Annotated in this window: 11 protein-coding genes and 1 riboswitch; of the genes, 5 read left to right on the top strand and 6 right to left on the bottom strand. The window is 41.8% G+C overall.

Annotation, left to right across the window (positions count from 1 at the left end):
• The 5 genes from H589_RS21255 to H589_RS0109915 form a co-directional block, all read left to right on the top strand.
• The coding region (locus tag H589_RS21255; protein WP_425411456.1) for an urease accessory protein UreH domain-containing protein at window positions 1-498 on the top strand (498 nt) is incomplete at its 5' end.
• Window positions 499-511: 13 nt separating this feature from the next.
• Window positions 512-928, top strand: a complete 417-nt coding sequence (locus H589_RS0109935; protein WP_027721871.1) for a MarR family winged helix-turn-helix transcriptional regulator — start codon at window positions 512-514, stop codon at window positions 926-928.
• A 226-nt stretch (window positions 929-1,154) separates the two neighbouring features.
• Window positions 1,155-1,303: riboswitch (cobalamin riboswitch) on the top strand.
• A gap of 224 nt (window positions 1,304-1,527) precedes the next feature.
• Window positions 1,528-3,591, top strand: a complete 2,064-nt coding sequence (locus H589_RS0109925) for a ribonucleoside triphosphate reductase (RefSeq protein WP_027721869.1) — start codon at window positions 1,528-1,530, stop codon at window positions 3,589-3,591.
• Window positions 3,592-3,758: 167 nt separating this feature from the next.
• On the top strand, window positions 3,759-3,989 hold the full coding sequence (locus H589_RS0109920) for a hypothetical protein (RefSeq protein WP_027721868.1): 231 nt from the start codon (window positions 3,759-3,761) through the stop codon (window positions 3,987-3,989).
• A 252-nt stretch (window positions 3,990-4,241) separates the two neighbouring features.
• Window positions 4,242-6,554, top strand: coding sequence for a methyl-accepting chemotaxis protein (locus tag H589_RS0109915; RefSeq protein WP_027721867.1), 2,313 nt, complete (start codon window positions 4,242-4,244; stop codon window positions 6,552-6,554).
• Window positions 6,555-6,646: 92 nt separating this feature from the next.
• On the opposite strand, the gene nhaB is transcribed toward H589_RS0109915, so the two are convergent.
• The 6 genes from nhaB to H589_RS0109885 form a co-directional block, all read right to left on the bottom strand.
• Window positions 6,647-8,137 (bottom strand): sodium/proton antiporter NhaB, encoded by a 1,491-nt coding sequence (gene nhaB / locus H589_RS0109910; RefSeq protein WP_027721866.1) that lies wholly within the window; start codon window positions 8,135-8,137, stop codon window positions 6,647-6,649.
• 58 nt (window positions 8,138-8,195) lie between these two features.
• On the bottom strand, window positions 8,196-9,635 hold the full coding sequence (locus H589_RS0109905) for a transferase (RefSeq protein ID WP_027721865.1): 1,440 nt from the start codon (window positions 9,633-9,635) through the stop codon (window positions 8,196-8,198).
• A gap of 133 nt (window positions 9,636-9,768) precedes the next feature.
• Entirely contained in the window at window positions 9,769-11,250 is a 1,482-nt protein-coding gene (locus H589_RS0109900; RefSeq protein ID WP_027721864.1) for an SLC13 family permease, read from the bottom strand.
• Window positions 11,251-11,278: 28 nt separating this feature from the next.
• Window positions 11,279-11,824, bottom strand: coding sequence for a CBS domain-containing protein (locus tag H589_RS0109895; protein WP_027721863.1), 546 nt, complete (start codon window positions 11,822-11,824; stop codon window positions 11,279-11,281).
• Window positions 11,811-12,221 carry a response regulator gene (locus H589_RS19585; protein ID WP_245577096.1) on the bottom strand — a complete coding sequence of 137 codons (411 nt, stop codon included), beginning with the start codon at window positions 12,219-12,221 and terminating at the stop codon, window positions 11,811-11,813. Before H589_RS19585 ends, H589_RS0109895 begins: the two co-directional genes overlap by 14 nt.
• Before the next feature lie 256 nt (window positions 12,222-12,477).
• A complete protein-coding gene (locus H589_RS0109885; RefSeq protein ID WP_027721862.1) occupies window positions 12,478-12,828 on the bottom strand; it encodes a NifB/NifX family molybdenum-iron cluster-binding protein in 351 nt (116 codons plus the stop codon).

Genomic DNA, 12,828 nt, shown 5'->3' with positions numbered 1-12,828 from the left:
CATGACCACAGTCACGAGCATGACCACAGTCACGAGCATGACCACAGTCACGAGCATGACCACAGTCACGAGCATGACCACAGTCACGAGCATGACCACGAGCACGAGCACGAGCATACATGCATGCATGACCATCATCATAGCCATGGACATGCATGTTGCGGATGCAGCACCGACTTCACGTCTTCAACAGTTATGCGTAAAGCCACTATATGGGGATTGTTTTCAATCGGTTTTGTGAACATGATTGTACCGTGCCCAACTGTAGCCATAATGTATTCATATGCACTTGATTCAGCAAATATCTTTAAAGGGACTGCTGTTTTTGCAAGCTATGCTTTAGGTACGGCGATTGTCCTTTCAGCTGTGATTTATGCTATCTATAAGGCTGCATCATTTGTTCGTGCTTTACAACATAGTTGGGTAGAACCTCTGGTTATGCGCACTGCGGGGTTACTTACTATCGGCTTTGCTGTTTATAGTTATACGATTTTATAGGAGTAGATGAGTAATGCCAGTGCTGAATAGTTTAAATCATAGTATCGTGGAATTTTATGAAAAGTTATCTTCATGGGAGAATGATGTTGTACGTGATAAAGGTTTGACTCTTTCGCAAATGCATACTTTGGAAGTTCTGGGTATTCATGAGTCTATACGAATGAAAGAACTTGCTAAGCACATGGGGATCACTACCGGAACACTGACTGTTTTGGTGGATAGACTTGAAGAGAAGAAATATGTCTGCCGTATACCGAATCAGACTGACCGCCGTTCGATTCTGGTAGAACTGACTGAGAGTGGACAAAAAATGTTTGAAGAGCATGACAGGCTGCATCTGCGTCTAATTGAGGAAATTACCACCGATCTGTCTGATTCTCAGAAGGAACTGTTGTTATCATGTATTGATAAAATGAATGCGTCTTTTTAATTAAAATGAGTGGGTAGACTTAAAGAATATTTTTATGTTTTTGAACAAAACAGTTTTAAATAATTATGTCAAAACAGTCTGTTAAATGGTTTTGAACATCTAAAGAACAATTGTGGAAAACTGTTGTTCTATGATGATTAGCCTTACTCTCCCAATGGATAGCAGCAATCTCTCATGAAAAAATCTAGAAACTCTTGACCATAATTTTAACTCTGATAAAGTGTTTTTTGTCGTCAGCACTTCAGGAATCATTTTGCCAGCGGCAAATGATTTTGATGGGAACCCGGTTTGAATCCGGGGCGGTTCTGCCACTGTGATTTTTTTACAGGTCTTGTAAATTATAGCCAGTGCCCCGACCTGAAGCATGCCTGTTCTTCTAAACAGGTAAATTCAAATTGACCGGAAATATGATGTTTCTGACATTTCTTCGGTCTCAAAGTCCTGCGGGATGAACCTTCAGGGTCTCCTGCGCCATAAGTTCACATCTCCTACCGAACCTGAAAGGTTCTCATAATTGCAACCATAAAGTTGCTGATTTAACTTGCGTGTTTTGCAGGCAGGATATGATGTGTGCGGACAACTTTTTAATAGGTAGTTTAATGCCAAAACAGATTTTAAAACGTGACGGTTGTCTCGAGTCCTGGTCTACAGAAAGAATTTCACAAGCTATTTTTAAAGCACTTAAGGCCAGCGGAATCAAAGACCCTTTGCTCAGTAAGCGTCTTGGAAGAAAAGTTGAGAAAAAACTGGCTGATGTTGATGTCCCTGAACAGGAAATGGTTCAGGATATGGTTCAGCTTGTACTCATGGAAAATCGTCTTTATTCCGTAGCTGAACGCTACATCATATATCGCGAAAAAAGACGCGAACTGCGTAAACAGGATGAAACATATCTTGATATTGCCGGAACTATTGAGAGCTACCTTGATCGTTCTGACTGGCGTGTTAATGAAAACTCTAACATGGGCCATTCCTTTCAAGGGCTCATGCTGCATATGTCCGGTGCGGTTCAAGCTCGTTATTGCCTTGAAAAACTGCCAGAAGAAATCAGGCTGGCCCACGAGCATGGCTATTTCCACATTCACGATCTTTCTTTCGGTCTTGCCGGTTATTGCGCAGGATGGTCTCTGAGGGATCTTCTGCTGGAGGGATTTGGACTTAAAGGACGTTGTTCCTCCGGTCCTGCAAAACATTTTGATTCTGTTACCGGACAGATGGTCAATTTTCTTGGGACCCTTCAGAATGAATGGGCTGGTGCACAGGCTTTCAATAACGTTGATACATATCTTGCTCCTTTCATTCGTCACGACGGTCTTGATTACGATCGTGTAAAGCAGATTGTACAGAAGTTGATCTTCAATCTTAATACCACTTCCCGCTGGGGTGGGCAGAGTCCTTTTACTAACTTTACTTTGGACGTTGTTCCTCCCAAGCATATTGCAAATGAACCAGTCATCATTGGTGGCGAGTTCCTTGATTCCACATACGGGGAATATGAAGCGGAAATGGAGATGTTTAACAAAGCTTTTGTTGAAGTTATGCTTGAAGGTGATTCTGACGGGCGTATTTTCTCTTTCCCTATCCCCACATACAACGTTACGCCGGACTTTCCCTGGGAAACAGAAGTTGGTGAACTGCTTTTGAAAATGACATCAAAATATGGTGCTCCTTATTTTCAGAACTTTATCAATTCTGATCTCAATCCCGAAGATGTCCGTTCTATGTGTTGCCGTCTGCAGATGGATTTGCGTGAAATTCGCAAGAAGACAGGTGGACTTTTCGGCGCCGGGGACCTTACCGGTTCTATAGGTGTTGTTACCTTGAACCTTCCTAAGCTTGCTTATCTTGCGCAGGGTGAAGAGGACTTTCTTGATCTGATCACCGAGTATGCAGCTCTTGCTAAGGATTCACTGGAATACAAACGTAAATTGGTTTCCTATAACTTTGAAAAGGGTATGTTCCCATTTTCTCAGCGTTACCTGAAGAATGGTTTTAAAGGACATTTCTCCACAATCGGTCTTATCGGCGGTAACGAAGCCTGTCATAACCTGCTTGGTAAAGGGATTGATACTGATTCCGGTAGCCGTTTAATGCAGCGTGTTCTTCATCATTTGCGTGATCTTACTGTCGAGTTTCAGGAAGAAACAGGAAATCTGTTTAATCTTGAGGCTACCCCCGGTGAGGGAACATGCTACCGTCTGGCAAAGATTGATAAGCAGCTTTATGCAGATATCTATACTTCCGGTGATAATGATCCTTACTATACCAACTCTACTTTACTGCCTGTAGGAGTTACTGAGGATGTTGTTTATGCTCTTGAGCACCAGAACAAACTTCAGACTTTGTATAATGGTGGAACAGTGTTTCACTCATTTTTAGGTGAAGCTGTCCCTGATACCACAGCTTTGAAAAACTTTATCATAAAAGCTATGACTAACACCAAGATCCCTTATATCTCGGTTACCCCCACCTTTTCTGTGTGCGAGGAGCATGGCTATCTTTACGGGGAGCATTTTGATTGTCCCGAGTGCGGTAAGGAAGCTGAAGTTTATACTCGTATCGTTGGCTACTATCGTCCTGTAAATCGTTGGAACAAGGGCAAGCAGGAAGAGTATCGTCAGAGAACTGAATACAGTTATGACTCTTGTGCCTGTAACAGATAAGCAGACAGTCCGTTTATAAAATTTGCTGATATGCTATATTATCCGGGTGCGACAGTAATCTCTGTCGCACCCGTTTTTTATGAATATTTTATTAATGCACTTGCTTAAGTGCTTTTCTAAATGTAGTTTTACAAACTGATACAGCTAAACTTTAACACTGCATGAGTATGATATTATCAGCCAGCCAGTTACGAGCCCTACGCCAGAGAAATGATGAGGAGCTACGCAAAGGTAACTATGCAAAGCACGGTTATCCTGCGAACACTATTCAGGATCTTTTACACACTATAGAAGCTTTAAAAAGCGAGAAGAAAAAGTGGAAAAAGGTAGCGCAAGAGCGTGGAGAACTTTTGAATAAAATGACAGGCATGCTCGAAGAATATAACAAGTCAAAATAAGTAATTGCTCAAGTTTTCTTAATGAATCAGCCCTACCAAAGTGTAGGGCTTTTTTTTGTTAAACTGCTGAATAGTTTAGATGTTTTTTTGTGACTGAATTGTTATGACGTTTAGCAATTATAAATTTTTATAATATTTATTAAAATAATATGATTTGTTTTCTTTAGTGCTAAGACAAGGAGTTCTTTATTTATAGACTTTTTTATTTTAACTTTATGTATTTTTAATATTTTTATTACGAGGATATTTTTAATGAATTTTAACAGTATAAATACGAGACTTGCTGTTTTGATAACAGTGATAGTGTCGATTTCGGTAGCTGGTTTTGTGTTTGTTGTTAGCAATATGACGAACTCAGCAGTGATGTCTATTCAGGAACAAAACATGGAAGTCCTGAATGATATGATAGTCGGTGAGGTTGAAGACTTTTTAGCCCTTTCTAAGACTGACCTTATCGGCTTTTCTAACAACAGAGAATTCAAAGAGGCTTTGGTTAATAATGAGGCCGTACCAGAAGCTACAAGGTCTTTGAAGGAAATGTTGCGCAACTACCAGAACCTGACTGGGATAGCTGCCTTTGACGTAGCTGGTAAAGTTGTTTTTGGAATGGGGAGTGATGGTCAGGATATGAGCGGGCTTGATTTGAGCCGCCGTGATTATGTTGGTAAGGTTATTAATGGTCAGGACTTTGTTGTTTCTGACGTTTTGAGTTCCAAGAATGGGTACGGTTTAATTGTTGTGATGGCAGTTCCTGTCCGTGGTGAAGATGGTAGACTAATTGGTGGTATTTTTGCTGCCCTGGATTGGAAAAAATATTCCAGCAGAATCATCGGAGATATTAGTATAGGAGAGCATGGATATGCTTATATACTGGATGGAAAGGGTAGGATGATTGCTCATAAAATCGATGATAAAATAATTTTGAAGGATTTCTCAGATCGTCAATTTGTCAAAGACAGTCTTGCATCAAGTAAGGGCAAGACGATGTATAATTGGGAAGGGCAAGATAAAGTTCAGTACTTTGAAACTGTTCCCATGACCGGATGGGTAGTCTGCATGTCAGCTTATGTTTCAGATCTGACCAAAGTTGCCCGTGACCAGCGTAATATTCTCCTCGGGATGGGAATATTGATGATTCTTCTTCTTGTCAGTGTGATCGTATTTTCTATTCGCAGACAGGTTACCGGGCCCATGGATAATATAAAGGATTTTACCAATGAGATAGCTCAGGGTAATTTTAAAGAAGAGTTACATGGAGAATATGTTTGTGAATTGTTGGATCTTGCTGAAAATATCAAACATATGGTTAGTGAGCTTAAGCATAAGCTTGGTTTTTCCGAGGGAGTTCTTAATGGTCTAGTTCTGCCTTGTGGGATTGTCGGTCCAGATAACAATCTTCTCTGGGTTAATCCTCAGATGTGTGATTTGATTGAAAGTAAAGTCCGTCCTGAAAAAGCAGTTGGTCTTAATCCCGGTGAATTTTTTTATGGCGACAGCAGTCGGAGGACTTTGTCTCAAAAAGCTATTGACGAGAAACGCCAGATGCAGGCTGAAGTAAAGTATACTACTTTTTCAGGCACACATAAAGATATAAGCGTTTCTACTACTCCTTTTTACGACATGGATAGAAATATGCTTGGTTCGGTCACTATGTGGATTGATATGACTGAAATCAGGGATCAGCAGCGAAAGATTGAAGCAAACAACCGTATGATTTCTGAAGCCGCAGTCAGTGCTACTGATGTTTCTAATCAGGTTTCAAGTTTTTCTGAAGCCCTTGCCGCACAGGTTGAACAGTCCAGTAGAGGGGCTGAAGAACAATCCATGATGGCAAGTGAAGCTGCTACCGCTATGGATGAAATGAACTCAACTGTTTTTGAAGTTGCTAAGAATGCTGCTACTGCTGCTGATCTTGCTGCTGAGTCTCAGCACAAGGCCGGTGAAGGTGAAAAAATGGTTGCTAGCGCTGTGGAAACAATTTCACAGGTATATGAGCAGTCTGAGCAATTGCAGAGTGATATGGCCGAACTTGGTAAGCAGGCCGATGGAATTGGTAATATAATGGGTGTTATCAGCGATATTGCCGATCAGACTAATCTGCTGGCTCTTAACGCAGCCATTGAAGCTGCACGCGCCGGAGATGCCGGGCGAGGCTTTGCCGTTGTTGCAGACGAAGTCCGTAAGTTGGCTGAAAAAACAATGACAGCAACCAGTGAAGTTGGTGAATATATAACAAATATTCAGAATAGTGCTCAGAAGAATATTGCCAATACCGAGAGATCTACTGAGTCAATAAATAAAGTCACTGATTTGGTAAACAAGTCTGGTGAAGTTTTAAAAGAAATAGTTGATTGTGTTGCAGAGACTACTGATCAGGTTCGTTCTATTGCGACTGCTTCAGAGCAACAATCAGCAGCAAGTGAAGAAATCAGCCGCTCAACAGGGCAGATTAATTCAATCGCCAGCGAAACAGCACAAGCAATGAATGAATCTGCTGAAGCTGTCAGCCGGATGTCGGAACTGGCGCAAGAGCTTAACGGGATTATTGCCCGTATGCAGGATTAAGATTTCTTTTCAGGATGACTGTGAAATAATAAAAAGGTCCTCCTGGTCGGGCATCTGACCGGGAGGACCTTTTTATTTATAAGTGTCTGTTTTTACAGTAGCCACCATACTGCGGCTAGACCTGTCAGAGACATGGTAATTGTGTATGGGAAGGCCAGCTTAACCATTTCCCCATATGAGAGCCTGATGAGAGGGGCAATAGCTGAGGTGAGCAGGAACAGAAATGCAGCCTGTCCATTAGGAGTTGCAACACTGGGGATATTTGTTCCTGTGTTGATAGCAACTGCCAGCAGGTCAAACTGTTCTTTACTTATTATGCCGTTCTGAAATGCAGCCTGAGTCTCGGAAATGTATACTGTTGCAACAAATACATTGTCCGAAATCATGGAGAGTACTCCATTTGCCAGATAGTAGGCAGCCAGCTGAACTTTACCTTGAAGACTGAGCACATAATGAATGATAGGTGCAAATAGATGCTGAGTGTGGATTACAGCTACGATGGAGAAGAAAACAACCAGAAGGGCTGTAAATGGCAGAGCTTCTTCAAAGGCATGACCGATACGATGTTCTTCAGTTACGCCGTTCAGGGCGGTGAGAACAACGATGATGGTCAGTCCTATAAGACCTACTTCCGCAAGATGCAGAGCGAGAGCAATGATTAGAAAAACAGCTGCACAGGCCTGAATAAACAGGGCTGCTTTTTTCTTGAGAGTCATTTCTTCATCGTTCTTACGGTCTTCTTCTTCAAGTATTTCGCGCACGGTTTGAGGAAGCTGAAAACCGTATCCGAAGATACCGGTTACTTCCAGCATAACACAGGTCAGCAGACCTACAATCAGAACAGGTATTGAAACAGGAGCAACTTTGATAAAGAATTCTATAAAGTGCCAGTCCATAACATGACCAATCAACAGATTCTGAGGCTCACCTACAATCGTACATACCCCACCAAGAGCAGTACCTACTGCGCCGTGCATCAGCAGGTTTCTAAGAAAGCCTCTGAAATCTGAAAGGTGATTAATGCAGTCGGCCTTAACTTGTGAATCGTCATTTAAGGAGCATTTACCCGAAGAGGCAAAGCGGTGGTATATCTCATAAAATCCGTATCCAACGGCCATAATTACAGCTGTTACTGTCAGCGCATCAAGGAATGCAGACAGAAAAGCACCTGCAAAGCAGAAAAGCAGGGAAATGAGAACCTTTGATTTAATCTTAGTCAGGATTTTGGTGAAAGCATACTGAAGCATGTCTTTCATAAAGTAGATACCCGCAACCATGAACATAAGCAGCAGAATTACCGGGAAATTATGCAGTGTTTCATTATATACTGCGTCAGGGGTTGTCATACCGAGTGCTACTGCTTCAACTGCAAGTAAACCACCAGCAGGAAGAGGGTAGCATTTAAGTGCCATTGCCAAAGTGAAAATAAATTCAGCAATCAGCACCCATCCGGTTATGAATGGGCCAACTACAGCCAATAGAACAGGGTTGAGCACAAGAAAACCTATAATAGTAAGCTTGTACCAGTCAGGGGAATTACCTAAAAGGTTCTTCTGTAGCGCTTGAGACATTGTTTTGGGCACGGGGTTACTCCTTTTCCGTTATATAATAGCCATTTTATAGGGAAACCGGTGGAACGAATTACAGGTCGCTAGGTTCCAACGGGTCAATTGACAGTTCCGGGTAAAGTCCCTGCAAATCTCCTTCAGGATACGGCTGAAGGATATTGAAGGAAATATCCTGAGTCTGTTGAGAATGGCCTGCTGTTTCGTCAGAGCCGTCCCAGTACGCACCATTACACTCAAGAATATGTTCAATGCGGTGCCTGAATCCATCTACAAATTTTGCTCCGAGCCCTTCGAAGGTCATGTTTCCAAGACGGAATTGACCTTTGAGAGCAGAGAAATCAGAAAGAGGAATCGAGTGCATTTCAAGATCGGCTTGTTTGCAGATAAAACCCCAGACAAGCGAGTTCTCAGGTATTTCTATCGGTTCTTCTGCATCAATAATTGTGTGGGGCATGATAATTGATCCCCCACCTATTTTGATTTTGCAGTCTTCTTTACCTTTCAAGAAAGAGTTAAATCCGACAAAAACCTGTTTCCCAAGGTGGCAGTGTATCACTTTTCCGCCATGAGCGGTAACATCTTCTCCTTCGTATACGGAATTGATGATATAGCAGTTTTCCTGTGCGTTTGCTCCAGGTCCTAAGACAGAATCTTCAATGTAAGAACGCTGAGCAATCAGTACATTTTTATCAACTTTGCATGTCCCCTTTAGAACCGCATAGGGGCTGACGGATGCTCCTTCCGGGACAACGATCATATTTTCAGGTTTTACTGAAGAATAGATAGGTACAAAGTCTTCCTTGCGCTCATCAAAGAAATCCATCAGCAGCCCTTTAGGACGGTGATTTTCCATGCGGATATATTGAGTAAGAATTTCTTCAGGATACTGATAATTGAACTCAAATTCTCCCTTGGATTTAACCCAGACTCGTCCAGCTCTAATGCGTTTATGAGAGAGTTCTCCTGCCTGAACATATGAGTATGCTCCGACAGCGCAGTCGTGACATATAGAAAGGTCAACTGAGGAAAATGGTTCGAGGAAACATCCTTCTACTGATGTGCCGTGGATGTTGGCGTAGTGTAGAGAGACGGTGTTAGATATTTTAAATGCTTCAAGATTTTCAGGATCATGAGAGTTATTGTGTACAAGCGTTTTTGCAAGAAAACTATCCCTGATTTTGATAACCTCATCATCGCGTAATTTTACTTTCTGACCGTTGCAGTCAACAATGCTGCCTTTTCTTTTCAACTCGTCTCCACGGATATCACTTTTATAAAGGATAGAGTGATTAACTTTACATTTTCCAAGGAAGTATGTTCCTCCGACACTGGAATGACGGAAGTGAAACATAAGTGGATGGTTGTTGGTCAGGGCGTAGAATGCGTAGTAGAGAGCAAAACTGTCTCTGGGAATGAGGTCCCGAATATACGGACCTACATCTACGAGAGGCTCTCGCAGGTTGATATTAACTCTGTTGACAATATGGTCGATAAGTTTGTGTAGTTGTTTCATATCCTTCTCGCTTTTTGAGTACCGGAAGTCGTAGGCGGAAACCGGAACATGTTTATGTACAACCGGGCGGTTTCAGCACCGCTGCTGAAACCGCCCAGTATTAACTCTAATGAATAGCTATAACCTGATCCGGCTAACCCGGCAAGACCTGTGACACTTCAACGGGCATGCCCATGATAGGCCATATGAATTTAACGAATATCGCTGTAACTACCATCAGCATGATACTTGCGGGAATTCCATATATGAAGAATTCTCCAGTAGTAAATTGTTTGGAGTCATAGGCAATAGCGTTAGGAGCTGCGCCGACCAGAAGCAGAAAGGGCATACCAGCAACGACAAGCGCTGCGAACAGTATAACTTCCGGGGCTACTCCAAGATATGGAGCAATAACCAGAGCAACAGGAAGGGATATAGCAATTGCCGCAACGTTCATGATAAAGTTGGTCATCATCATTACAAAGAAGGCAATGGAAAGGATAAAAATAAACCCGCTTGATTTCTGAAAGAGAACCAGCCAGTTAACTGCCATCCATTTTGCTGCACCAGTATCCCATAGACAAAAACCTATGGACATTGCTCCTGCAAATAGCAGAATTATATTCCATGGTATATCTTCAAGGTCGTTGATATCCAGAATTTTGAAGACAAAAAAGGATATTGAGGAAAGCAGAATAATGGAAGTTTTGTCGATGGCTTTCAGCTCTGGAATGAAGGATCGCAGGCTCATTACAAGGATGACTGCTCCGACGAGGATTGCCGCAACTATTTCATCACGGGATAATGGTCCCATCTGGGTATTTAATTCTTTCGCTTTATCGCGCAATCCGGGGATTACGTCTTTTTCAGGTTTAAAGAAAACCATGAAGAAGCCCCAGAGCAGAAATACCATAGTCCATCCAATGGGAGCCATGTAATATGTTAATTCGAAGAAGGTAATATCTTTCCCCAGTATTTCGTTGTAAAAACCGATTGCAACTGCACCTCGTGCAGCTCCGAGCAATGTTACAATAGAGCCTGCTCCGGCGACATATGCCATACCTATGAATAACCCTTTACCGAATTTAGTAGGTTTATCTCCTTCACCGTATAGAGAGTATATTGCCAGTAATAACGGGTAGACAGTCGCTGCAACAGCGGTGTGAGCCATAATATGGGTCAACAGGGCAGTTACAACGAATACACCCAGATAAATATTACGGGTTTTTTCTCCAACAACGATCAGCATTTTATATGCAAGTCGTTTTGTCAGTCCTGTCTTGGTGAAAACAAGACCGATCATAATAGATGCGAAGATAAAAAGAACTGAAGGGTCCATGAAGTCTTTGAAAGCTACTTTCGGTGGCCGGATAAAGAACATGGCCTGTAAAACTCCGATAGCTAGGGAGGTGACGCCAATAGGAACTACCTCAAATACCCACCATGTTCCTGCCAGTAGAAATACGCCTATGGCTCCTTTTGCTTCTTTAGTAAGAGCAAAGTGCTGTCCTCCCGGATCTATTGCATCAGGCCATGCCGGGCAATAGTATACAAAAGCAAACAGGAATATTCCCAGCAACATAAATAGCAGCCGCTTGAAATCAAATTTATTCTGCAATCCAATGTTAGCAGTCATTTTTTCACTCCTTAAAGAATCCAGCTGGTTATATCTCGCAAGAAAGGATTGAATCTCTTACTTTTTCAAATGTGTCTCCAAGACGAAGAACTCCTGTAATGATACCATTTTTTTGTACCAGAATAGGCTGATGTATTCCGAGGACAAATGCATGCAGCGCTTTATCAATACTGTCGTCCTCACCTAGAATCTCGCTTGGTTTTGGAGTATGCATTACTTCTTTCACTTTAGCTCCTGCACTTTTTTGACACAGTGTACTTAGAGGTTCTGCCCAGAGATTAAAGTCTGTATATACTTTCTGTACAAAACTCATGCTCAGTGAACTGGAGTGCTTTCGGTTATCTATTTTTAGATAAGCCGGTTCAAGGTAGTGAAAAATATCGAGCATAGTTACTTTGCCGATAATCTTGCCGTTATTATCTTCAACCAGAAGATCACGGTGAGGATGTGGTAGTTGTTGCTGCTCGCCGTGCTGAACCAGAAATTCCATTGCGTTGAAGAGCGTGGTCTCTGCTTTTACACGACAGTATTCGCGGACTGGAATCATAAGATTTCTTACTTTAGAATTTTTCATGTTTTCCCCCGTCTAAGTTGGTAGGTCGCTTCTGCTGCTTGATATCTGTCGATGCCATGCAAATGCGGTGCAGGGTTTTTACCAGAGCAGCGATATCTACTGGAACTGAAATTTCAGCACATGCTCCAAGATTCATAGCTTCAATAGAAAGCGAAATCTTATTGTGCCTGTTTATGAGAACAACTTTTAATTCTGGAGCAATTGTTGAAATCATCTCCATCAAATTTAGTGAACTTCGTCCAAAACCGGATAGCCCCAACACAACGCCGTCAAGTTCATTTTCTTGAATGTACTTTTCAGCTTTGCAAAGGCTGCCCGCTTCATAAATATTCAAGCCTGCGCTTTTAAGGCGCATAGCAAGGTGTTCACGGAATTCAGGATCTTTTTCAACAACCATTATCTTCATGCTGTATAAAGTGTCTTTACTGCTAACCGGGTATTCGGTTTTTGCAGCATAAGACAGAATAAAGCATGGTGTGTACCAGTATAAATAAATTCCAATATAACTGATTGTTAACTTTGTTTAAACAAAATATGTTTCTTTTTGTTGAAACATAATGAATCGTTGTGAAAAGTTTCTCAAGAAACATAATGAGACAAAATGGAACAAAGTTTTGTCTTTGGTTATAAAATATGTTTGATTTAATAAATATTTATAAAGAAGAGAGGGGGATGGTATAAATGTTTGTTCCGGACGCAAGCTTACCTATTTTATAGACCTCTAAAATTTGCTGTACCGGACCTATGACATCATCAAATACTGTAATGCCTTTCCAGACAAGGTACTGATAGTGCTCGTCATCAATACCACCACAAATTACGGCATCAATATGGTTAGATGTCGCCAGAGCGCACAGGTCATCGGCAGATGCCTGAGGAAGAACGATGATTCTATCATTTATTTCACCGTCAGAGCTTATTTTTATAAGGGTAACATCTGTCGCCATGTCGAAACGCGGTGCAACATCATCGTTGAAAAGTGGGATAAGTATTTTATGAGCCAT

The organism is Maridesulfovibrio zosterae DSM 11974, assembly GCF_000425265.1.
Taxonomy (GTDB): domain Bacteria; phylum Desulfobacterota; class Desulfovibrionia; order Desulfovibrionales; family Desulfovibrionaceae; genus Maridesulfovibrio; species Maridesulfovibrio zosterae.
This window is presented reverse-complemented; position numbering and strand designations above follow the sequence as displayed.

Coding starts and splice junctions, on each gene's coding strand:
- H589_RS0109895 (WP_027721863.1), bottom strand. CDS start 11,824: ATGAAAAATTCTAAAGTAAGAAATCTTATGATTCCAGTCCGCGAATAC.
- H589_RS0109915 (WP_027721867.1), top strand. CDS start 4,242: ATGAATTTTAACAGTATAAATACGAGACTTGCTGTTTTGATAACAGTG.
- H589_RS19585 (WP_245577096.1), bottom strand. CDS start 12,221: ATGGTTGTTGAAAAAGATCCTGAATTCCGTGAACACCTTGCTATGCGC.
- H589_RS0109925 (WP_027721869.1), top strand. CDS start 1,528: ATGCCAAAACAGATTTTAAAACGTGACGGTTGTCTCGAGTCCTGGTCT.
- H589_RS0109885 (WP_027721862.1), bottom strand. CDS start 12,828: ATGGCTCATAAAATACTTATCCCACTTTTCAACGATGATGTTGCACCG.
- H589_RS0109920 (WP_027721868.1), top strand. CDS start 3,759: ATGATATTATCAGCCAGCCAGTTACGAGCCCTACGCCAGAGAAATGAT.
- H589_RS0109905 (WP_027721865.1), bottom strand. CDS start 9,635: ATGAAACAACTACACAAACTTATCGACCATATTGTCAACAGAGTTAAT.
- H589_RS0109935 (WP_027721871.1), top strand. CDS start 512: ATGCCAGTGCTGAATAGTTTAAATCATAGTATCGTGGAATTTTATGAA.
- H589_RS0109900 (WP_027721864.1), bottom strand. CDS start 11,250: ATGACTGCTAACATTGGATTGCAGAATAAATTTGATTTCAAGCGGCTG.